The organism is Pseudomonas sp. NPDC077649, assembly GCF_044542855.1.
Taxonomy (GTDB): Bacteria; Pseudomonadota; Gammaproteobacteria; order Pseudomonadales; family Pseudomonadaceae; genus Aquipseudomonas.
Genome location: NZ_JBITVF010000002.1, coordinates 457,654 through 478,939 on the forward strand (window position 1 = coordinate 457,654; position 21,286 = coordinate 478,939).

A 21,286-nucleotide genomic window follows, 5' to 3' on the forward strand; every position below is an offset into this window, starting at 1 on the left:
TTGCGCTCCCGAACACACTGGGCTGGACAAGGCAGGCGGAGAACGGCGCGCGCGGGCCACCGGGAAGGCGAGCCCGCACGCCAGACAACGCCCTCCGCGATGCCGTGGACTGCAGCAGGCCGGTCTCCGGGCTTGTGAGCGAGCCTCGCGGGCTAGCGCCGCGCCTTCCCATGCACGAAGCACAGTGGCAATAGAGCGGCGTTTGACTCACCTACCGTTGCGGGGGCAGCGCCGGATTCTGTACCGGCTTCCCTGTTTCACCTCGTACGCGCGTGGCGTCGGGCACCTGAAGCAAGGCGCGCAGGGTAGAGGCTGGCCGCCTCGCCCGTCAACGCCGACGCGACTCAGTGGCGGGGGACGAAGCCGGCCGGCTTGCGCGCCAGCCACTCGACGAAACCGCGCAAGCGCTCGTCGCCCAGCAACGCTTCGCGGCTGTTGTAGCTCAGTGCCAGCTCCTTCTCGCTGAACAGCCGGTGGATCTGGTTATGGCAGGCGCGACAGACCCAGAGCGTGGCAGTGATGCGTTCGTGGCGGGGATAGCGCTTCTGCACATAGGCCTTGTCGTGCAGGGCCTTGGGGATCAGGTGGTGACGGGTCAGCGCCACCGACCGCGCGCACAGTTCGCAGGCGTCAGGCTGGGGCGGCAGGCGGATGGCGTCGGCCACGGCGGCTCAGCGCTTGCGGCACAGGGTCAGGCCGTCGCCCAGCGGCAGCAGCGACAGCTCGACGCGCGCATCGTCCTTGAGCGCCCGGTTCAGCGCCTGAATGGCGCGGGTGTCGGCGCTGTCCGGCTGCGGCTGCAACACCCGACCGCTCCACAGGGTGTTGTCGAACAGCAGCAGGCCGCCCTGGCGCAACAGGCGCAGCGCCTGCTCCAGGTAGGTCGGGTAGTTGGCCTTGTCGGCGTCGACGAAGATCAGGTCGAAGTCGCCCTGCCCTTCGTGCTCCAGCGCCGCCAGGCTGTCCAGCGCCGGACCCAGACGCCATTGGATACGCTCGGCCAGACCGGCCTCGGCGAAATAGCGGCGCGCGGTGGCGTTGTAGTCGCCGGGCAGGTCGCAGCAGATCAGCTGACCCTGCGGCCCCATGGCATCGGCCAGGCAGATGGCGCTGTAGCCGGTGAAGGTGCCGACCTCGACGATCCGCCGCGCGCCGACCAGGCGCACCAGCAGGGCCATGAACTGCCCCTGCTCCGGGGCGATCTGCCAGCGCGCCTCGCTCAGCTGCGCGGTTTCCGCGCGCAGGCGGGCGAGCAGCGGCGACTCGCGCAGGGAGACGTCCAGCAGGTACTGGTAAAGCGCGTCGTCGAGCTGCAGGCTGCGCTGGGTCACGGATTGCGCGCCAGTTCGGGGGCGAGCACGCGCTTGGCGTCCAGATAGGCGCGCTGCCAGTAGCTGTTGTCCAGGCTGTCGAGGCGCACCGTGCCGCCCGAAGACGGCGCGTGGACGAAACGTCCCTCGCCGACATAGATGCCGGCATGGCTGACGCCGCGCCCGCCGCTGGTGGCGAAGAACACCAGGTCGCCACTCAGCAGGGCGTCGCGGTGCACCTTGGGGCTGCGCATGGCGCTCAGCTCGCGGGTCGAACGCGGCAGGCTGATGCCGGCGGCGTCGCGGTAGACGTAGCCGATCAGGCCGCTGCAGTCGAAACCGCCGTCCGGGGTATTGCCGCCGTAGCGATAGGGCGTGCCGACCAGGCCGAGGGCGCGGAACAGCACGTCGTCGGCGCCGCCCTGGAACTGACCAGTGGCTGGCGTGTAGCTGGGCTGGGGGGTGGGAGCGCGACTGCTGCAGGCACTCAGCAGCAGGGCGAGAACGAGCAGGGCAACACGGGTCGTGACGGGCATGAGCGAGGCGATCCTGAGCCTGGATGCGCCCTACTCTGCCGGCTCGGGACGAACGGCGCAACCCTGCGGGGCCGCGCCGCAAGCCATCAGGGATGACGCTTGGCGGCCTGCTCGTCGTCCACCTGGGCCAGGGCGAGGACGCGCTTGGCCTGCAGGTAGCTGCGATTCCAGTAGCTGTCGTCCAGGCTGTCGATGCGCACGCCGCCGCTGCGGCTGCTGCTGGAATGGATGAACTGATCGTCGCCGAGGTAGATGCCGGCGTGGCTGACGCGGCCGCGGCCGCGGTCGTTGAACAGGATCAGATCGCCCGGTTCCAGGTCGGCGCGGGCCACCTTGGGCGCGTCCAGGTTGATCAGCTCGCGGGTCGAGCGCGGCAGTTCCAGGCCGACTTCCTTGCGGAACAGGTAGCCGACGAAGCCGCTGCAGTCGAAGCCGGACTGCACCGAGTTGCCGCCGTAGCGATAACGGGTGCCGACCAGCGAACGCCCGAGGTCGAGCAGGCTGTCGGCCAGCTGCGGCATTTCGTAGGGTTTGTCGTCGATCAGCGCAGCCATCTCGTCCTCGGCAGGTTCGACCTGCTGAGCGACGGGCTTGACCATGGGTTCGTCGAGCTGCGGCTGCGGCGCATGGCCGGCGCAGGCGGCGAGAAAGGCGATGAGTGCAAAAGGCACGAGGGGTGCGAAGCGTTTGGGCATGGGCACGACCGTGTCGGTTGAATTTACAAGTGCGCGACTATGCCCTCTATGCCGTCTATTTGCAAATTCTATCGCCCGAAATGTGACCCAGTAGTTCCGGCAAAACATCTAAGGCCCGCCCAGCCAGCCGTACATCCACCACGTCGCTGAGGTCGGTCAGCGTGGGGTTGATCTCCACGCTCAGGCCGCCGGCCTGGCGGGTACGCAGCACCGGCTCGACTATGTAGGGGAAACTGGCGCTGGTGCCGACGCTGAGCACCACGGCAAAGCCCTTGCGCAGCTCGCCGTAGAGGCTGTCGACGGCCGCCTCCGGAAGCATTTCCTCGAACAGCACCACGGGCGGGCGCAACACTCCGCCGCACTGCCGACAGCGCGGCGGCAACGGCCGCTGCAGGTGCTCGGCCAGTTCGCTATCCTCGGCGCCGCAGGACTGGCAGTACAGCGGCGCCAGCTCGCCGTGGATCTCGATCAGACGCTCGCCGGGGCTGCCGGCGGCGCGGTGATAACCGTCGATGTTCTGCGTCAACACCCAGCAACCGGGCTTACGCCGTTGCAGCTCGGCGATGGCCAGGTGGCCGGCATTCGGCGCCGCGCCGAGGCAGGCCTTGCCCAGCTCGGCCAGGTATTTCCAGCACAGTGCCGGGTCGCGGCGCAGCATCGGCCCGGACAGCGCCGCCTCGATCGGCAGGCCTTCGGCGGTATGGTCGTTGTACAGGCCGCCGAGGCCGCGGTAGGTGGGCAGCCCGGAGTCGGCCGACAACCCCGCCCCGGTAATGACCAGAATGCGCTCGGCCTGCTCGATGGCCCGCGCGACTCGCCGCAGCGCCTCGTCCATGCCTTAGCCCAGGATCTCGCTGAGGGGAATGAACCGCAGGCTGTCGCCCTCCTCCAGCGTCGTCCCCTCCAGAACCTCGGCCAGCCCTTCGGCCCAGGCGGCGCTGCGCAGCACGCCGGAACTCTGGTTGGCGTAAGGCACCGCGCGGCCTTGTTCCAGGCGCGCGCGCAGGTATTCGCGGCGTATGCCCGGCTTGTGCCAGGCGAATCCGGCCGGCACGACGAAGCCCAGCGGCTCGATGCGCTGCACGCCGAGACGCCGCAGCAGGTAGGGGCGCGCCAGCAGACCGAAGGTGACCAGGGTCGAGGCCGGATTGCCCGGCAGACCGATCACCGGCACGCCCTGGTAATGACCGAAGGTCAAAGGCTTGCCCGGCTTGATCGCCAGCTTCCACAGCGCCAGCTCGCCAGCCTCGCGCAGGGCCAGGCCGAGATAATCCGCCTCGCCCACCGAGACCCCGCCGGTGGACAGGATCAGGTCGACGTCGCCGAGCCTGCCGAGGGCCTCGCGCGTCAGCTCCAGGTCGTCCGGCAGGATGCCGGCGTCGACCACGGCGCAGCCCAGGCGCTGCAGCCAGGCGCTGAGCAGGCGCCGGTTGCTGTTGTAGATCTGCCCCGGGCCGAGCGCCTGGCCGGGCTCGACCAGCTCGTCGCCGGTCGACAGCACGGCGACCCGCGGCCGCCGCCGCACGCGCAGTTCGGCCGCGCCGAGGGAGGCGGCCAGACCCAGCTCGATCGGCCCCAGGCGCGTGCCGGCCGGCAGCACGCAGTCGCCGACACGGGTTTCCTGGCCGCGGGCGCGGACGTTCTGGCCAAGCCTGAGCGGCTGGCGAAAGCGCACCCGCCCGGCATCATCCAGCTCCACGTTCTCCTGCATTTCCACGCTGTCGGCGCCAGCCGGCAGCGGCGCACCGGTGAAGATGCGCGCACAGCTACCCGGCTGCAGCGGCAAGGGCGCCGTACCGGCCTGGATGCGCTGGCTGACCGGCAGCGCCTCACCGTGCCAGTCGGCCAGGCGCAGGGCGTAACCGTCCATGGCGCTGTTGTCCCAGGGCGGCAGGTCGAGTGCGGCGAGCAGCGGCTCGGCCAGCACCCGGCCATCGGCATCGGCCAGCGTGACGGTTTCCTGCTGCGCGATGGGTGCGGCCTCGGCCAGCGCCAGCAGGCGTGCCAGCGCCGCCTCCATGGGCAACAGGCCGGGCTGCTCGCAACCGCTCATCCGCGGCTCTCGCAGGCGGCCACCTGTTTCAGGTGGGGGACGAAATTGCAGGGACGATGCCGGGCATCCAGCTGCTCGCCGAGGATGCCGTCCCAGGCGGTGCGGCAGGCGTTGGTCGAACCCGGCAGGCAGCACACCAGGGTACCGTTGGCCAGGCCGGCCAGGGCGCGCGACTGGATGGTGGAGGTGCCGATATCGGCCACCGAGATCTGCCGGAACAGCTCGCCGAAGCCGTCCACCTGCTTGTCCAGCAGGCAGGCGACCGCCTCCGGCGTGCTGTCGCGCCCGGTGAAGCCGGTGCCGCCGGTGATCAGCACCACCTGCAAGCCGTCGTCGGCAATCCAGCCGGCAACCTGGGCGCGGATCTTGTAGAGATCGTCCTTGAGCAGGACGCGCGCGGCCAACTGGTGACCGGCCGCCTGCAGGCGATCGACGAACAGTTGTCCCGAGGTATCGGTTTCCAGGGTGCGGGTGTCGCTGACGGTGAGCACGGCGATCTGCAGCGGCACGAACAGCGCCTCGGCCTTATGGTTCATGGCAGGCTTCCAATTGCGAGAGAATGGCCGGAGTTATATCACACCACCCGCCACCGGAGACGCCAGCATGCCCGCCTCGAACGCCCCACCACCCTGCTCCGTACTGCTGCTTGCCGGCGGCCGCGGCCAACGCATGGGCGGGCACGACAAGGGCCTGCTGGAGTGGCGCGGGCAGCCGCTGATCGCCTGGCTGCACGAGCTGGTACGCCCCTTGAGCGACGACCTGATCATTTCCTGCAACCGCAACGCCGAGCGCTACGCGCCCTATGCCGACCGCCTGGTGAGCGACCAGGACAGCGACTTCCAGGGACCGCTGGCCGGCATTCGCGCGGGCCTGGCGGCGGCGCGCCACAGCCAGCTGCTGGTACTGCCCTGCGACGCGCCGCTGGTGGATCGCCCGCTGCTCGACGCCTTGCTCGAACGCGCCGGTAGCAAACCGGCGGTGGTGCGCCAGGGGCAGTACTGGCAGCCGTTGTTCTGCCTGCTGCCGACCGCGTTGAGGGACGATCTGGAACGCGCCTGGCAGGCCGGCCAGCGCAGCCCGCAGCGCTGGCTCGACAGCCTCGCACCGACGCCGCTGGACTGCCCGCTCGACGATGCGCGCCTGGCCAACCTGAATACGCCGGAACTCCTCGCCGCCGCCCGACCCGACTGAGGCGCCGGGAAAACTCGGTGGAACTCGCACGCCGCTACTGCGTCTGAGCCTGGGTACATAGGTTGTATCACCCAAGGAGACAGACCATGACTCAACGGATCATCCCCGCCCTGCTTATCGCCCTCGGTTTCGCCGCACTGGCCGGCTGCGCCTCGCCGTCGGTGATCACCCTGAACGACGGCCGCGAGATCCAGACCGTGGACAAGCCCAAGTTCGACGAGGACTCCGGCTTCTACGAGTTCGAGCAACTCGACGGCAAGCGCGCCACCGTCAACAAGGACCAGGTGCAGACCGTCAAGGAACTCTGAATCGACGCCCCGGGCCTCCCCAGCGAGGCCCAGGCAGGCTGTGGGGTTGGCACGAAAACGGCCGCTGCGCTAAATTTTTTTCGGGCTAACCCCTTGTGCGGTAAAAGTTTTTCGGTAGAATACGGCTCATTCGGAGTGTAGCGCAGCTTGGTAGCGCGTCTCGTTCGGGACGAGAAGGTCGCAGGTTCGAATCCTGTCTCTCCGACCAATCCCTTGTTCCAGCATGTACCCACATGTATCGGAACCCCAGAAAACCCGGCCTCTAGCGCCGGGTTTTCTGTTTCTGGTTGTACCACTCTATCCCTGCCTATACCTACCAGTTTGGTATGCCCATTGGTATGCTGCCGGCTCATTCGAACTCGGCATACCAAAAAGCCATGAAAAGAGCGGATATCAAGCGCCGGCCGATGGCCGATACCACCCTCGCCAACCTCGAGCCAGAAGACAAAACCTACCGCGAGCATGACGGCCAGGGCCTGTACTTCCGGGTCAAGCCGTCCGGCCAAAAACTGTGGGAGCTACGGTACTCGAAACCTGGCTCCGGCGCCCGCTCCTGGCTCGGCCTCGGTCCCTACCCTAGCGTGAACGGCGCCAGGGCCCGGGCAAAGGCACAGGAAGCGCGCGAACTGATCGCCCAAGGGATCGACCCATCGACCCAGCGCAAGGCCGAAGTCGCCCAGGAGAAGGCCAAGGCCGAAAGCACTTTCGAGCCACTGGCCCGCGAGTGGTATGCCGCCCGGGTAAAGAGCTGGGGCGACGGGTATGCCAAGCGCGTGATGGGCGCCCTGGAACTTCACGTCTTCCCCAAGATGGGCAAGCGCTCCTATGTCGACATCACCCCCATGGAGTGGATGGAGTTCTTCCGGGGCATGGAGAAGAAAGGCATCTTGGATCAGATGGCCAATGTGCGCCGCTTCTGCAAAGAGATCTACGACCTGGCCAGGGTCACCGGCCGCGCCACCACCAACCCGGTGGACGGGCTCGACAAGTTCCTGCAAAAAAAGCAGAGCGAGAACTACGCCCACGTCGACCAGGCCGACCTGCCCATGCTGCTGCAGTCGATCAGCGCCTACACCAACCGGGTGGTGAAGATTGGCCTGCGCCTGCTGATCCTCAACGGCCTGCGCCCGAGCGAGGTGCGCAAGGCGCGCTGGTCCGAGTTCGATCTGGAAGCCGCCATCTGGGAAATCCCCGCCGAGCGGATGAAGAAGCGCCGCGAGCACATCGTGCCGCTCTCCACCCAGTCGCTCAATCTGCTGCAGGAGCTCAAGATCTACTCTGGCTCCTACGACCTGCTGTTCCCCGGGCGAAACGACCGCACCAAGCCGCTGAGCAATATGGTGTTCAACATGGCCCTACGCCGAATGGGCTACCAGGGCCAGCAGACCGGTCACGGCTTCCGCCACATCGCCAGCACCATCCTCAACGAGAACGGCTTCGACGAAAACCACATCGAGGCCCAGCTGTCGCACGCCAAAGCAGGCGTGGCCGGGGTGTACAACAAGGCCAAGTACCTTGAGCAGCGGCGCACCATGATGCAGTGGTATGCCGATCACCTTGAAGCGCTGGAGAAAGGCAACGTCGTGCAAGCAGCATTCGGCAAAGTCGGCTAGCCGCCTGTCACCCAATTTCCCACCATTATCGAGCAATGCTAGCCTTCAGCCATATATCGCCAGGCCACGGGGTCAATGGAATGAAATTCACCGCCATCATGTTTGTGGCCCTGCTTAGCCCTGCCGCGGTACATGCGCAGATATTCAAATGTGTCGGTAACGACGGAACAACAAGCTTCTCGTCGGTGCCCTGCCCAACTGATCAAGGCACATCACAGTATCTCGGCGAGACACAGAAAGGCCAAGCAGAGAGCAGTTCGGAAGTAACAGCCAGGAATCTTCGTGCGGCTGAGATTATGAGAGAAGGCAGAGCTTCCACCGCAACTGGAGGCGGCCTGACCATTATCCCCGACAACACGAAAGGCCGAGTCGCCGATCGTGAACGTGAAGCGCGCCGTAAAGCTAGAGAGGCTTCTGGCGAAGTGCGCATCCGTACAAACTGCTTCAACTACGGCCAGGTCAAGGACTGCTATGACTCGCAGGGTGGCAAGTACCGGACCATCAACAATGGCGGCTACTCCCACACCTACGGAACGGATGGCGCTGGCAATAAGGTCCGAGTAAACACCGACCCCAATGGCAACTCAACGACTCGCATCATCCCGGGCAATTGACTACCAAGCGGAACCAGGCAGTACTGTTCGGCCGCTACCTTCTCCAATCCACTGAATGAGCGATCTACCGTGAAGCACTTAATCTCTGCCATCGCCGCGTTTTTTCTGTCGTCGCAAGCCATCGCTGGCTGCTTCGGTAGCGGCTCGCTCCAGACCTGCACCGACAATAGCGGGAACACCTATAACGTCCAGCGCTTCGGCAACACCACGAGTGTGCAGGGCTACAACGCGGGAACCGGTTCGAACTGGAATCAAACCAGCACGACTATCGGAAACACCACCTTCCATAATGGAACTTCTGCGAACGGCAACAGCTGGAACGGCACCAGTAATCGCATCGGCAATACCACCTTCCACAACGGGACCGATTCAAAGGGCAACCCCTACTCGGCGACCTGCAACCAGTTCGGCTGCAACTAAGGGCCTCTTCAGCCCCTTGCCCTACCCCGCCAGCGCGCCGAAACTGGACTTGAATTTCTGGGAGACAGCCCATGCTTCAAGTCTGGATCGGCGGCATCCTTCTCGTCCTCGGCATGTTCATGCTGCTGGCCAACCCGGTAGTCGGCGGCATCATCATCGCCATCGGCTACGCCCTCTACGCCAACACCAGCAAGGCCACGCGCGCCGCGGCTGAGTCCACCTTCTGGGGGTTCGCCCTGCTCTGCGGCGCCGTGGTTGGTGTCGTGGCCCTCCTCGGCCTGGCCTAGAAGTCCCCTTCCGCCAGATTCACGATCCGCTGGGCGACCTGATTCGCCTGCAGCTGCAGCGCGTCCAGGCGCTGCCGCTTCGCCTCTGGCGTCATCCGGGTGTCGCGATACACCGCATCCATCTGGTTGCGGATGTTCCCCAGCTGCTTGCGGGCTAGGCCCAGCGCCGGACGATGGCGCAGCTTCTCGCGGTTCTTCGCCAGCAGCTGGTCGGCCGCCTCGACGCGCCCCTCCTCCCGGTAGGCCTTGATGGTGCGGTTCAGCTGGTCGGCCTCGCGCATCATGTCGTAGAACTCGCTCTGGTACTTGGTGGAGCGCGGCGCATCGCCCTGGTACAGCACTTTCAGGATCGGCACGTCGCCGGCGCGGCTAGCCGGCCGGTCGGCATCATCGAAGGCGCTGACCAGCAGGCTGGACATATCCAGCACGTACTGGCCGATGGTGCCGGTGTAGCCGGCCACCAGGTGGTCAATCTGCTTCGGCGAAAGCCCGGCGATTGGCCCGGTGACCTGGCCGAGCAGGCGCCCGATGCCGCTGGTGCGCTCGTCGTACCGTGCCTCTGGCAGTTTCCCCTCGTCGCTCATGTCCTCGATCGGCGCGTCGCGGAAGAAGTTGCGGTTGGCCTGCAGCTCGCGGATAGGCTGGTAGAACTGCGGTACCGGGTTGAACGCCAGGGTCTGGAACACCCCGCGGCTCACCGCGCTGGCGAGGTCGCCGCCGTCCTGGCTGCCGGTCATGGCGTGCAGAATGCGCTCGGGCACGGTTCCGAAGATCAGCCCCAGCTCGAACGGCTTGGGAATGCGGAAATGCTGGTCGCCCAGGAAGATGTGCCAGTGCATGTCCTTGTCCCAGTCCATCAGGGCCTGGTAGCGCTCGTCGTCATCGTTCAGCCCGGCCAGCAGCAGGGAGAACAGCGCGATGTAGCCGCCCTTCATGGCCACTTCCTTGGCGAGCAGGGTCTTGTCGCCCTTGGCCGCCCGGCCGAGCTTGTACAGGCCCTGCAGGCGGGCATTGAGGAACGGCACCACGTCGGTGAACCACTGCGCCGCGGCGAAGTTGCCGCGCAGGCTGTAGTCCATCAGGTCCTTGGCCTCGTAGGCGGCCTGGCGCCGGCCCTTGCCAGCCTCCAGCGCTGCTTTGTAGGTGCTCAGGCGGTTGGCGTTCTCCACCTTGTCGCCCAGGGCCCGGTACTTCTGCCAGCCCATGCCGAGCATCGCCGCGGCCTTGGCCGGGGTGTTCACCAGGCTGCCAAGGTAGGCGTCCTGCTGGGTGCGGGTGAAGCCCTTCTTCTCCAGCGCGCGGCGGATGATTTGCGCCGAGGCTTCAGGGTCGGTGCCGTGCACGTAGCCGCCCTGGAAGCTGCCGCCGGCGAACATCAGGTCGCGGTAGTCCTGATCCTCGCGCAGCGCGTCGCGCATGCCCTTGATCGAGTCCTTGCCGAGGGTGAAGCCGTCCTTGTTGATCAACCACGCATGCGCGGCGTCGCGGATGAAGTTGCGCAGGATGAAGTCCGGCGAGGCTGTCACGCCGGTGGTGAGCAGGCGCTTGAAGGCCCGGCCGATCTTGGTGATCGGGTCATTGAACACGCTGCCTTCGATGAACTTCAGGCCGCGCAGCAGGCTCTCGTCGTTGACCCGGTAGTACTCGCTCTTGCCGCCGCGCTGCACCCGGATGATATCGGGGTCGGTCGGCGCGACGCGGGTCCAGAGCTTCTCGAAGCCCTCGTTTTCCGGCTTCATCAGCTGGTTGACCACCTTGATGGCGTTGGAGCCGGCCGGCAAGTCGAGCAAGTCGGCGGCCAGCACCAGGGCCTTACGATCCTTGCGGATCTGCTGGGCGATCTGGTCGCGCGAGATCAGCACCTGCTGCCAGCGCGGGCTCTCGTCGGTGAGGAAGTCGCTGCCCTGCAGGTTGTCCACCACCTCGAGCAAGGCCTTGTTCTTCATCGCTGCGTCGATGCGCTTGGTCCAGCCGGCCAGCATGTTGGCCAGCAGGTCGTTGGTCGGCACCCCGCCGCCCTTGAGCGCCTTGATCGCAGCAGTCTGGTGCGACAGGCCGCGCTTCGACCGCGGCGCGGTGAAGATGCCTTCGGCCTCGTCCTGGCGGTAGAACGGCACGTAGTAGTCAGTCAGCCACTTGGCCCGGGCATCCTGATCGATCAGCCCCGCCTCTTGCGCCAGGTCCAGCACCGCCTCGTTGGTCTGCGCGTACTCGCGGTATACCCGCTCGAACAGGTCTTCCTTGCCGTTGCCCATGGCCAGCAGCTCGGCGATATCGGTGTCACTCAGGTTGTTCTCGCGGCCCTGCGCCTTGAGCAACTGCCCGCGCTTGCCGCCCAGCCAGGCGAGCCAGGGCGTCAGGTTGTCCTGGCCGAGGTCGCCCAGGATCTCCAGCACGCCGCGGGTACCGGCCTTGCCGGACACCACGCCATCGCGCCACTCGGGTGCCGCGTAGTGCAGCACGCCGTGCATCACGTCGGCGATGCCGCTGGCCATCCGCGCAGAGACATAGCCCTGCTGGTTCACGTCCGTGACGCCGACGGCTTCCTCGGCGCGGCGAATGCCGGCCAGGCCGTCGAAGATGCCTTCTTCCGAGCGCACGGACCATTCCTTGAGCTTCGCCTGCAGGCCGCCCAGGGTCAGATTACGCACCTGATCCAGCAGGTTCTGCGCCTCGCTGCCGGCCAAGCCCAGCTTGCGCATGGCCTCGATTTCGCGCTGGCTGGCACGGGAGTAGCGGATATCCGGGTCGATATCGTCGAATGCCCCGGTGTTGTTGGTCGCCGACTTCACCTGGCTGTTGTAGAAGGCCACCCAGGTCGGCGAGCCCTGCAGCTGGATGCCGTCATAGCCCTCGCGCTCCAGCTTCTGGCGGAAAGCGATCGCCTTGTCCGTGGTATCCAGCGCCTGCGACTCGGCGATGCTCATGCGGTAGGGGTTCTTGATCGAGGCAAACAGCGGCATCACGTTGGCCAGACCAGGCATGCCGTCGGTCGCTTTCTCGGCGTAGGCCTGGGCCAGCTCGGGATCACTGGTCAGGAAGATACCCAGCGGCGCCGTGGTGTGCCCGGTGCTCACGCCCGCGCGCCCCTGGTCGAACACGTTGAACTGCTCGGCGGTGCCATGGTGCAGCACCATCGGCTCGCCATTGCCGTCCGTCACCGCGGATACGTCCTCGGGATTGACGCGGTCGAGCGGTCGACGTACAAAGGTGTCCAACGCCTTGGTATTGGCCGGGAGCGACCCCTGAGCTTTGCTCACATCGCCCGGAGAAACTGCCAAGGCGTCTTCTTTTCTGTTGACGGTCACCGTGTTGTAGAACATCCGACCGTTAACGTCCTCCCTTACGGTGAACACCGCCACCAGCGGAACCCCATCGATATCGATCGGCGCCAGCAGCTTGTGATACGCGGCGGTCTGGCCGCTCTGGGTCGACAGCGTGCTGCTCGCGTAGATCGAGTTCTCAAACGACTGCTGCAACTTGCTCAGCACCGCCTGCTTGGCCGGGTCGGCAGCAGTCGAGGCCGCCTTCTTCGCGCCAGACATGGCCATGGTCACGTCGCCCAGCTCATCGTGCGGTAGCGCCTCGCTGAGCCTGGCCATGCCCTTCAACGACTCCTCCACCTTGGCCAGGCGCTCGCGCTCGCTGAGTTCCTTCCACGACGCAAGCATCCGCAGTTTCAGCGGCGCCTTGGCGTCCAGGCGCTTCTGGGCGTCCACCGCCTGCCAGTCGCCGAACCAGCGCTTGAAGTTGTCACTTCGCACCTGGTGCCACTGTTTCTGGTTGAGGTTCGACGGTTTGCCGTTCGGCGCCAACAGCCGGCCCTTGTCATCGAGCAATTCCACCAGGCGGCCGCTGTCGCCGTTGCGCGAATAGACCGTGCGCCCGCTGCCAGACCGGCGGCCAGACTGGATATAGCGCCGCGCGTTGCCCAGCAGCAGTTGGATATCGCCCTCGCTCCACTGCAGATTCATGCCGATCGAGCGCAAGGCGGCGCGCATGGCCGCTACCAAGCGGGACCAGAACCCCTGCTGCTGGATCGAGCCATCGGCCGCCATATCGGCCAGCACTTCCTCCATGGCCACGGCCGGCTCGTAGCCATGCCGCCGCACAAGCTGATCGGCCTGGGCTTTCAGGTCGGGATTGCCGTTGTAGATGCTCATCAGCAGCGGCTTGAGGCGCGCGCCGTAGGCGCCCTGCAGGCCGGCATGGCCGAGTACTTCGTGCTGGAGCACGAATGCCGCATGCTTCACATCGCGCAGGTTGTCGGCCACCAGGTACACCGTGCCGTCGCTCAGGATGCCCTCGATATCGAAGGCCCCATCGCGCTCCACGGTGCGGCGCTGGCGGTCCGGCAAGTCCTTCACCGACTGCACCACTTTGACCTCGGGGGCGTTCTGCCAGCCGCCGGTCAGGCGCGCGAGCTGCAACCGGATCTGCGCCGCCCGGCTACCACCACCAGGCTGGCCGATGCGATAGCTCTGCCTGGAGTACAGTGCAACATTCCCGTCGCTGTCCTCGCGCGACTCGATGACGCTGAAGATGCCATCGTAGGCCGCACGCACCGCCGGGATCTCTGCTGCCGTCGGGTATGGATAGCTGGCCTCTCGCTCCACCGCCTCGCCGCTGATCACGTTGGCCAGGTAGTCATTGCGCAGGCCGTGATCATCCAGCTTGGCGATCACGTAGCTCTCGAATGCCCGCGCCGTCATTTCGCGGCCGGTGGACCAGTAGTCGGACGTGCGCATCTTGTCGCGCTCTTCGGAGCGGGCCTTGATGCCGGTGGTGCCGATGGCGCGCATCAGTTCCTTAAACGCCGCCACCAGTTCGGCACGCACGCCTGGGCCGCGCTCGTATGGGGTCTCGGTCAGGTATCCATCCTGATTCCTGGCGCGGCTCAGGTAGTTGTCCAGCGAATGCCACCACTCATGCGCCAGGGAGCCAGCACCCCGCGCCTTGGTCAGGTTGATCACCACGGTGTCGGGCTCGTAGTGCGCAGCGCCAGCGTCGATGCCGCCCCGGCCGCGCGCCCCAAACGCCAGGCCAAGCTCACCATTGAGGGAGAGCGATCGCGCCGGGATGTTCAGGATGCCCGCCAGATCCATCAGCCCATCGAACGCATCGTTGAGGTCTTGCTGCCGGCGCTTGTCCTCGACCCAGTTGCCGAACTGCACGCCACGGAAACCGAACGTCTCGGCAAACAGTTCAGGCGTCACATCCTGGCCGTTGCGGTGGTCGACGCCCAGGCGGGGCGCGTTGTCTTCTGCCCTGGTCGGCGGCGCCTCTTTCATGCGCTGGTACTGCGCTTCGAGATCAGCCTGGTGATCACGCCGGTAGTCGGACGCCTCGCGCAGGCTGGGGAAGGTCTTCATCTTCACCACACGCTTGCCGTTCTTCTTGCCGATGAAGACTTCGCGGGTGTATCGATCCGTGAACAGGTCGAAGCGCACGGCAGGCCCTGCCGAATCAGCCTCCGGCTTGGCGGCCTGAGCAGCGTGCCAGCGCGAAAATCCGGCGAGCGCTTCGTCCCGGGTGTTGCCCACGGCAATCTCCCGCGGCCAGTTGCTGAGCATCGACTTGGCCGGCTTCCCTGCCACCACCCACTTCTCGACGTTCTTCTCGCCGTGGTAGAGGCTGTACCAGTTCGAGCGGAACGTGATCCCCTTCAACGGCACCGCGTGACCGAAGCGCTCGTAGAGCTCGACGCGCCCCAAGAACCCGCGATCCAGGGTACTAAACTCTCCTGCCCTGGCTTTCACCCGCTTGGCATAGTCAGGATCGCCGGCGACCTGTTGCGCCATATCGCGCAAGGCCTTCACCTGTTCGCTCCAGCGCGACAGCTTGTAGCTCTTGCTGGGCTTGGTCAGGATCTCTTCGCGGGCGGCACGCATGAAGGCAACGCCCCATGGATCCGCGCCTTCGTCCAGCATTGCCTGATAATCCGGCTCAGGCCACGACTTGGACAGCGGCACAGCCGCCACATCCAGTTGGCTGGCCTCCTCCAGGCGCTGGGTATAGCTCATGAACTTGCGGGCGCCCTCAAGGCGTTCGCCGAAGTCGTCGATCTTCTCCTTGGACCGCTCACCCTCCTGGGTGGCCTGCTCGGCGGCCGGCTGCGTAGCATCGCTCTGATCGACCCCGTACTCCTGCCGCAGCGCTTGCCAGGCCTGGCGGTTCACGCCCTCCGGGCTGTCGCTGTTCAGCTCGTTGTACTGCTCGAAGGTGATCCCGGCCGAGGCGCGATCGACATCCGCCTCGTACTGATCCTGCAGGCGCTGGATGGCCTGGTCATAGCCCGGCGACCCCTTCTTGATGCCGGCGGCCTTGGCCTGGCGGTCGATGTAGCGCTTGCGCGGCATCGCCAGGATCTCTGGCAGTGCGGCTTGATCCTGCTCCTGATCCGCCGGCGGCTCGCTCAGTGCACGCTGTCCGTCGGCCCCTTGAGTTGCAGCAGGAACACTAGGTCGGCCAGGCTTTGCCGTTCCCCGGGCAGCGGCAGGCCGTTCAGCCACAACTGGCTCTCGCGCCACGTTATCAGCCGCATCTGCTGCAGCAGGCGGATTGCCTGCGGCTCCGTCATCAGCAGACCCTGCCCGACTATCAGCATCTTGCACCTCCTGCAGCGGACTGGTCAGGTCGCCGTCACGCAACCAGTCACGGAACCTGTCACGTGACAGCTCAGTGACCGGGCCCACTTTCCAGCCGGCGTCGAAGTTGGAGCGGTACGCAGCGATCGCGGCCTCCATGTCCGGATAGCCGAGCATTACTTTGTGCTCGTCGAAATTGCCGTCCTGCTGGTTCACCTGGTCGACGATGAACACCCGCTGGCTATCTTCTTGTGGGCCGACATACACATCGACCTGCTCGCCGTCGGCGCCCTCGGTGCGGCGGATATAGCCGTAGTGGTCGCTCATTTCGTGCGACCACTCGCTGCCATCTGGCCGCCGGCCGCGCCGCACGGAGCCGCGCGGGTTCTCGATCGAGATATCGAGCCCCGCCACACGCACATGGCCCTTGCGGTAGTTGCCTGCCTCGATCTGCGCCTGGCTGGGCTCCGGCAGGTCGTTGCTCAGCGAGGTGGCCGCCTCCTGAGCCTGCTGATCGACCCGGCTCGCCGGCGCCTGCCGCTCCATACCGGGCCCGCCGATGGGGCGAACCTGGGCGCGCGGCTCGACGAATGGCGCGGTCGCGCCGCGCTCGGCGTTGCCCTGGCTGTCCACCACCATGGTGCTCGGCGCCGGCAACCCGAGCGGCGCCGGCGGCGCTACCGGTTCGCGCGGCACGGCCACAGCCCAGCCGCCCTCATGCGGCACGACCACCGGCCGCTCGCCGGCCTGCTGCAGGTCGTTGAACAGCTTGAGCAGGCGCACGTCACGCTCGCCGCGGAAGGGGCGACCGTTCTTCTGCACGCGGATCTCGAAGTTGGGATCACCGGCGACGGGCGTGGCCTGCACTTCCTCGACCACCATCGGCCCGGTGTCGGAATCGACCGTGGCCAGCGGCAGCGGCTGCTCGACCCGCTCAACAGCCTGCGGGCCAGAGTCCACCTCCACTGTCGGCAGTGGCGGCTGCTCCGGCAGCTCCTCGACCTGCGGAACCAGTTCATCCAATCCGCGCGTGTCCTGCGGGTCGAAACCCTCCTGCTCGGCCTGGGCAAGCTGCGCCCTCGCGGCCGCCAGCGCCTCAGCCTCCGGCACCTCGACCATCACCTGCAGGTCGCGGTCGTAGCGGTAGAAGTGCAGATTGCCTTCGGCGTCGAGGTCGGTCGGAAAGAGCTCCTGCGCGATCGCCAGTTGCTGGTCGATGGGCTGGTAACCGCCGCCCGGTTGGGGCTCCGGCGCTCCACTCAGCAGGCCGGCGCGGGTGGCGTCACGCACGGGAGTTGCTGCGCCGTCCACTGCGGTAGCCGCTGCGGAAGACAGCGGGCCGGCAGCAGGGTCAATCCCCATCTGCTCGGATGGGCGCCGCGCCACGTTCACCGCACCGCCGATAGCGGAGCCAGCCAGCGTGCCTTCCACGGCCGCGCGCGGCACGCCTTCCATCAGCGGCTTGCGCTCGGCCCAGTTCTGCAGCATCTGCTCTTGGATCGACTGCGGCAGTTCCTCGAGCACGCCTTCGGTGAAGGCGCCGCCAGCCACCCGGCGCGCCAGCCCCGGCGCCTGCCCGGCAGCCTGGCCAACGCCGCCAGCGAGCACGCTATCCACATCGATCAGGCCGGCACGCTGCGCCAGCCTGGCGCCGAAGCCACTCAGCGCGGCCCCGATAACGCCAGCGCCTGCTGCAGCGGCAGCCGCTCGCTGCGGGTCAACCTCGCGATCGATCTGGTCCATGGTTCCGCCGGCGATCACCGCCCCCTCGCCGCCTGCGCCCGCGGCAATAGCCTGGCGCGCCGCCTGACCAGCTGTGGCCGGCGCGGCGATCAGCCCAGCGGCACGCCCGCCAACCAGGGCGCCACGGCCGATGGCGCCGCCAGCCAGCATCTGTGGAATTGACTCGGCCACCAGGCCGGCTACGTTCCCCGGGTTGCGCGCATACGCGCCGGCAACATCCAGGGCATCGCCCTCTTCCCAGGCCTGGTCAATCTCGGCGGTACCGGCCTGGCGCGCCGGGCTGTACTCCTCGCGCGCTTCTTCCTGCCACTGACTGGGCTGGAAGCCAGTCGCTTCGCCCACCTTGTCCGCGGCTTCATCGACGAAACGGCGGCCGGTCAGGCCAGCCACACCCACATCGGCCAGGCCAGTCACCACGCCGGGCAGTTGCTGCACGCCGCGCTTGAGGTCGGTGCCCAAGTCGCCGAGGAGGGAGGTGTTCTGTTTGGCTGGCTGCTTGGAAGGCGGGGACTCGTCGAACCTGTCGAAGAAATTGCCAGCCTCGCCACCATCACCAGCAGCGTCGAACTGGTCGAAAAAGTTGGCCATCCCACCCTCCAAAAAGAAAATCCCGCCGTAGCGGGAGTTTCAGAGGTGGCGCGGCTGTGGCCTAACCCTACAGGGGGTTAGGGCCAGGGGACGCGCTATGTCACTGACAAAGCTCTGACAAGCCAAACACCCCGAATTCTGGGTATTTAACGATCACACTGGATAGATGATCCTCAGTTGGCCAGGCATCCCAAAGGTCTGCATGCACCTGGCCTCGAAGTCCTTTCGATCCGATGACGACTTGGCGATCACCGTTACCATGGCGATTTGCTGATCCAGGCGCTCTCGCCCGCCATCAGTCAGCCACTGGTGCATCTTCTCGCTATCGCCACGGCGCGCCTTCAGTTCGCGGTGCACTTCCTTCGGCAGGATGGCTGCATACACCCAGCGATCGGTGATCTGTCCGAAGATTGCCGGCGTCCCGCAGGAATGGCCGGCGAACACCGTCCCAGTGATGTGCGCCAGCGCCTGGTAGTAGGCATCACTGAAGCGCTTCTCCCAAGGCGCCGGCGCAGGCAGAAGCACCAGATTCATCATGGAGTCGAGGCCGGCCCTGTGCCTGGCGTCGCGGAACGCCTTCACCAAGTTGACCTTCAGCGCTCTTACCTTTTTTGTGTTCCGGCTGTATGCCAGCAGCAAGTAGGATTGATCCTCGTTGAGCAATGCAAACTCGGTTGCCTTGGCAAATCCACCCTGTGGCAATGGCTTACCCTTCTGGATTTCAAATCCAATAGGGCCAAGCTCATGAAAGTCAGGCAGATACTTGCGGATCAACTTTATCGTGCTGGCGTGATCCGTTTTTAACTGGTCAGCGAGCAGCCTGCTGTCAACACGGGCCTCACCGGCAGAATGGACAAGCTGAATACTGGAATCGCTCATGACGCACACCTTCCCGCCCGAGAAGGGAAAGCAGGCAGAGGGCGTGGGCGGTGCGAACCATCCCCTTTTCAGCTGATCGGGCCTAGCCTGCTTCGGCGCACCCAAGGGAGGCCGGCCCGGTTTCCCGAGGCCTTCCCGACGCTATGTCACTGGAAGGCCACGGCAAGCACCTGGCAGCGCCAGTGTCGAAAAGGATTTTTCGGGAGACGAACCCTACAGGGGGTCGAGCCAATTGCGCGCCGGCAGGCATAGGGCTATAACGCCAGCATGAAGAAGCTGATCATCACCGCCGCGCTGCTCGCCGCTTCCGGCCTGGCCCAGGCCGGGAACTATGCGACGTGCCTGCTGGATAAGCTGCCTGGCCTGGAGAATGATCACGCAGCATCCGCTGCCGTGCAGGTCTGCCGTGCAAAGTATCCTGGCGGCCTTGAGTCAGTCCAGAAAGGCTCTGGACGCGGCGTGTTCTCCTTCGATTCGGGCGCAGATTGCGCCTTGAGCAAGTCAGGCGACACCCGTAGCCGCGATGCCGCTTATATGATCAGGGCCTCCTGCAACAGGCTTTTCGACGAGCCGAATTTCTTCGACCAGTTCGACGACAGCTAGCCGGCCTGACCCGCCAGTATCCTCGCCGCGCTGCCTGGACCATATTTCCGGTCAAACTCTGCTGCTCGCTCCGGGTTACTGCGAAGCGCCTGAACTGCTCCGGCCGGTGGTAAGGCCGCACCACCAGTGCCGGATGAAACCGGCTGGCCAGTAGTAACGTCCAGCACCTGCTTGCCGACGATAGGCCTGCCCGTTTCGTCTCGATCCAAGATCACATCCTGCGTGATATAGCGATCCTTCGCCTGGGTGGCCAGGACGTTGTAGGCCTGCCGCGCGACGTTGCGCTCTTCCTCGCTGAGGTTCGGGTCGGCGATCTGCGAACGCAGTTGCTCCAGGCGCTGGCGGTCCTGCATGCCCAGGTCGCCCTCGGCGATCTGCTGCTGCAGGCGTTGCTGGTTGAGCTGTTCGGTGCCCATGCGCTGGGTATCGGCGGCGCGGCGCACGGCCGAGTCTTCGGCGCCCTGCTGGGTTTGCTGCCGCAGCGTTTCGGTTTCAGCCAGGCGGCTGTCGAGTCGAGCGAGTTGGCGCTCCTGCAGGGTCGGAGTGCGCGAACTGTCCTGCACGATGGTCAGCCTGCCGCCGTTGTTGCCCAGCTCGCCGCGCTGGCTGATCTCGGCCATGCGCTCGCGTTCCTGGTTGGCGCGCTCGAATCGTTCCAGCGCCATTTGCGAGTCGCCGGCCTGGCCGACAGAGAAGGTGCCGCCGCGGCCATCGCCCACACCAGCAACGCCACCGGCGGGCATATCGCCTGCACTGGCAACTGCAACGGGGTCGTTGCTGAACTCTGGCACGCCATCAGCGCCTACGCGAGCGGCGATACCGCCATTCGCCCTGACCCAGGCCTCGCGCGCCGGTCCTGGCAGACCGAGGCGCGGCTGTTCTGGCTGGGCGGCGCCTGGACGCGGAACGCCGAGCCTCGGCGCCTCGGCAGCGGGCGCCTCGGCTTCCTGCTGCGGCTGGATGCCCAGAGCGCGCTGGCCGGCCTGCTGCAGCCCGGAAATGCCCTGACCGACCCGCTCCAGCCCGGACTGGAACTGGCCGACCGCCTCGTCGCGGTACCTGGTGGCGCCGCCTGGCAGTTGATCGGGATCGGCGCCAGTCGCATAGGCAGCGACATTACGCAGCGCATCCTGCCCCGCCGCCACCGGCACGCGCGCCGCACCGAGCGCGGCCTGGCCGATACCGGCGGGAACATCCGCGGCGCGCTTCCAGCCAAGCCCAGGCTGTTCTGCTGCCGGCCGCTGGCCAGGGCGAGGCACGCCGAAGCCGGTAGCCTGCTGCCCTGCGCCGCTCTGCGCCTCCGGTGCGCGATACCCAGGCACACCCAGGCGCGGCGCTTCCGGTTTGGCCAGAGTGGTCGTGCGGCCCGGGAAGCCAAAGCCACCCGGCCGCTTTTCATCGTCCACCAAGCCACCGTCCGCGAAGAACTGGCGCGGCCCCGCATCACCGCCAGCCTTTGCTACCGCAAGGGCTGCCTTGCTGAGGCCGAAGCCCGCCGGCTTGTGGGTAGCGTCCTTGACTTGGTCGAGCACCGCGGCGCCGACGGCGTGCACCTGCTCTGGTGGCAGCTCCATTTCGCCATTGCTCACCGCCACGGGCACCTGCTTGTTGTAGCCAGGCACCCCCAGTCTCGGCTGCTCCTTCTTCGGCATCTTCGGATTACCGTTGTAACCGGGCAGGCCGAAGCCCATCTGCTCGGTGGTGTCGGCCGGCAGGATGTAGGTGCCCGCCGGCACATCCTTCTCGATGGAATCAGAGGTGCCGGTACCAGGGCCGATGATCAGGCCGCCATTGGCCGCGTGCTTGCGCTTGGGGATGCCGTACATTGCCACTCTCCCGTTTCAGATGCCCGATTGTTC

At 66.2% G+C, this 21,286-nt stretch carries 17 protein-coding genes, 1 tRNA gene and 1 riboswitch; of the genes, 8 read left to right on the top strand and 10 right to left on the bottom strand.

Annotated features, from left to right (window positions below; all coding sequences use genetic code 11):
* Positions 1–99 precede the first annotated feature (99 nt).
* Positions 100–305, bottom strand: a riboswitch (cobalamin riboswitch).
* A 39-nt stretch (positions 306–344) separates the two neighbouring features.
* From ACIGFL_RS09135 to moaB, 7 genes are all read right to left on the bottom strand, one after another.
* Positions 345–665, bottom strand: a complete 321-nt coding sequence (locus tag ACIGFL_RS09135; protein ID WP_021445724.1) for a hypothetical protein — start codon at positions 663–665, stop codon at positions 345–347.
* 6 nt (positions 666–671) lie between these two features.
* The gene (locus ACIGFL_RS09140; RefSeq protein WP_397496943.1) at positions 672–1,331 is read right to left on the bottom strand and encodes an O-methyltransferase; all 660 of its coding nucleotides are present in this window, start codon (positions 1,329–1,331) and stop codon (positions 672–674) included.
* Positions 1,328–1,846, bottom strand: a complete 519-nt coding sequence (locus ACIGFL_RS09145) for a C40 family peptidase (protein ID WP_397496944.1) — start codon at positions 1,844–1,846, stop codon at positions 1,328–1,330. Before ACIGFL_RS09145 ends, ACIGFL_RS09140 begins: the two co-directional genes overlap by 4 nt.
* Before the next feature lie 86 nt (positions 1,847–1,932).
* The gene (locus ACIGFL_RS09150) at positions 1,933–2,541 is read right to left on the bottom strand and encodes a C40 family peptidase (protein ID WP_397496945.1); all 609 of its coding nucleotides are present in this window, start codon (positions 2,539–2,541) and stop codon (positions 1,933–1,935) included.
* A 55-nt stretch (positions 2,542–2,596) separates the two neighbouring features.
* On the bottom strand, positions 2,597–3,376 hold the full coding sequence (locus tag ACIGFL_RS09155) for an NAD-dependent deacylase (protein WP_397496946.1): 780 nt from the start codon (positions 3,374–3,376) through the stop codon (positions 2,597–2,599).
* A gap of 3 nt (positions 3,377–3,379) precedes the next feature.
* Positions 3,380–4,594 carry a gephyrin-like molybdotransferase Glp gene (gene glp, locus ACIGFL_RS09160; protein ID WP_397496947.1) on the bottom strand — a complete coding sequence of 405 codons (1,215 nt, stop codon included), beginning with the start codon at positions 4,592–4,594 and terminating at the stop codon, positions 3,380–3,382.
* Complete coding sequence (moaB, locus tag ACIGFL_RS09165; protein WP_397496948.1) at positions 4,591–5,130, bottom strand: molybdenum cofactor biosynthesis protein B; 540 nt, start codon at positions 5,128–5,130, stop codon at positions 4,591–4,593. Before moaB ends, glp begins: the two co-directional genes overlap by 4 nt.
* A gap of 67 nt (positions 5,131–5,197) precedes the next feature.
* On the opposite strand from moaB, the gene mobA reads away from it, so the two are divergent.
* The 7 genes from mobA (at position 5,198) to ACIGFL_RS09200 (ending at position 9,027) form a co-directional block, all read left to right on the top strand.
* Positions 5,198–5,785 (top strand): molybdenum cofactor guanylyltransferase MobA, encoded by a 588-nt coding sequence (gene mobA / locus ACIGFL_RS09170; RefSeq protein WP_397496949.1) that lies wholly within the window; start codon positions 5,198–5,200, stop codon positions 5,783–5,785.
* An 86-nt stretch (positions 5,786–5,871) separates the two neighbouring features.
* On the top strand, positions 5,872–6,093 hold the full coding sequence (locus tag ACIGFL_RS09175; RefSeq protein ID WP_021445716.1) for a YgdI/YgdR family lipoprotein: 222 nt from the start codon (positions 5,872–5,874) through the stop codon (positions 6,091–6,093).
* A gap of 131 nt (positions 6,094–6,224) precedes the next feature.
* Positions 6,225–6,301: transfer RNA gene (locus ACIGFL_RS09180), tRNA-Pro, on the top strand.
* A gap of 169 nt (positions 6,302–6,470) precedes the next feature.
* On the top strand, positions 6,471–7,706 hold the full coding sequence (locus ACIGFL_RS09185) for a tyrosine-type recombinase/integrase (protein WP_397497106.1): 1,236 nt from the start codon (positions 6,471–6,473) through the stop codon (positions 7,704–7,706).
* Between the two features lie 80 nt (positions 7,707–7,786).
* Positions 7,787–8,320: a DUF4124 domain-containing protein gene (locus tag ACIGFL_RS09190; RefSeq protein WP_397496950.1), complete on the top strand. Its 534-nt coding sequence runs from the start codon at positions 7,787–7,789 to the stop codon at positions 8,318–8,320.
* 69 nt (positions 8,321–8,389) lie between these two features.
* Positions 8,390–8,740 (top strand): hypothetical protein, encoded by a 351-nt coding sequence (locus ACIGFL_RS09195; RefSeq protein WP_397496951.1) that lies wholly within the window; start codon positions 8,390–8,392, stop codon positions 8,738–8,740.
* A gap of 71 nt (positions 8,741–8,811) precedes the next feature.
* A complete protein-coding gene (locus tag ACIGFL_RS09200; protein ID WP_397496952.1) occupies positions 8,812–9,027 on the top strand; it encodes a hypothetical protein in 216 nt (71 codons plus the stop codon).
* Here the strand turns inward: ACIGFL_RS09200 and ACIGFL_RS09205 are convergent.
* Together ACIGFL_RS09205 and ACIGFL_RS09210 are read right to left on the bottom strand one after the other, a co-directional pair.
* Positions 9,024–17,945 (bottom strand): LPD38 domain-containing protein, encoded by an 8,922-nt coding sequence (locus tag ACIGFL_RS09205; protein WP_397496953.1) that lies wholly within the window; start codon positions 17,943–17,945, stop codon positions 9,024–9,026. The genes ACIGFL_RS09200 and ACIGFL_RS09205 overlap by 4 nt on opposite strands.
* Before the next feature lie 153 nt (positions 17,946–18,098).
* Entirely contained in the window at positions 18,099–18,824 is a 726-nt protein-coding gene (locus ACIGFL_RS09210) for a P63C domain-containing protein (protein ID WP_397496954.1), read from the bottom strand.
* Between the two features lie 267 nt (positions 18,825–19,091).
* Between ACIGFL_RS09210 and ACIGFL_RS09215 the strand changes: the two genes are divergently transcribed.
* A complete protein-coding gene (locus ACIGFL_RS09215; protein WP_397496955.1) occupies positions 19,092–19,427 on the top strand; it encodes a hypothetical protein in 336 nt (111 codons plus the stop codon).
* Here the strand turns inward: ACIGFL_RS09215 and ACIGFL_RS09220 are convergent.
* Complete coding sequence (locus ACIGFL_RS09220) at positions 19,424–21,253, bottom strand: hypothetical protein (RefSeq protein WP_397496956.1); 1,830 nt, start codon at positions 21,251–21,253, stop codon at positions 19,424–19,426. The genes ACIGFL_RS09215 and ACIGFL_RS09220 overlap by 4 nt on opposite strands.
* Positions 21,254–21,286: the final 33 nt, after the last annotated feature.

Excerpts from the sequence above, each read along its gene's own strand:
- ACIGFL_RS09145 (WP_397496944.1), bottom strand. The coding sequence starts at position 1,846 with ATGCCCGTCACGACCCGTGTTGCCCTGCTCGTTCTCGCCCTGCTGCTG.
- ACIGFL_RS09150 (WP_397496945.1), bottom strand. The coding sequence starts at position 2,541 with ATGCCCAAACGCTTCGCACCCCTCGTGCCTTTTGCACTCATCGCCTTT.
- ACIGFL_RS09155 (WP_397496946.1), bottom strand. The coding sequence starts at position 3,376 with ATGGACGAGGCGCTGCGGCGAGTCGCGCGGGCCATCGAGCAGGCCGAG.
- glp (WP_397496947.1), bottom strand. The coding sequence starts at position 4,594 with ATGAGCGGTTGCGAGCAGCCCGGCCTGTTGCCCATGGAGGCGGCGCTG.
- moaB (WP_397496948.1), bottom strand. The coding sequence starts at position 5,130 with ATGAACCATAAGGCCGAGGCGCTGTTCGTGCCGCTGCAGATCGCCGTG.
- mobA (WP_397496949.1), top strand. The coding sequence starts at position 5,198 with ATGCCCGCCTCGAACGCCCCACCACCCTGCTCCGTACTGCTGCTTGCC.
- ACIGFL_RS09175 (WP_021445716.1), top strand. The coding sequence starts at position 5,872 with ATGACTCAACGGATCATCCCCGCCCTGCTTATCGCCCTCGGTTTCGCC.
- ACIGFL_RS09185 (WP_397497106.1), top strand. The coding sequence starts at position 6,471 with ATGAAAAGAGCGGATATCAAGCGCCGGCCGATGGCCGATACCACCCTC.
- ACIGFL_RS09190 (WP_397496950.1), top strand. The coding sequence starts at position 7,787 with ATGAAATTCACCGCCATCATGTTTGTGGCCCTGCTTAGCCCTGCCGCG.
- ACIGFL_RS09200 (WP_397496952.1), top strand. The coding sequence starts at position 8,812 with ATGCTTCAAGTCTGGATCGGCGGCATCCTTCTCGTCCTCGGCATGTTC.
- ACIGFL_RS09205 (WP_397496953.1), bottom strand. The coding sequence starts at position 17,945 with ATGGCCAACTTTTTCGACCAGTTCGACGCTGCTGGTGATGGTGGCGAG.
- ACIGFL_RS09210 (WP_397496954.1), bottom strand. The coding sequence starts at position 18,824 with ATGAGCGATTCCAGTATTCAGCTTGTCCATTCTGCCGGTGAGGCCCGT.
- ACIGFL_RS09215 (WP_397496955.1), top strand. The coding sequence starts at position 19,092 with ATGAAGAAGCTGATCATCACCGCCGCGCTGCTCGCCGCTTCCGGCCTG.
- ACIGFL_RS09220 (WP_397496956.1), bottom strand. The coding sequence starts at position 21,253 with ATGTACGGCATCCCCAAGCGCAAGCACGCGGCCAATGGCGGCCTGATC.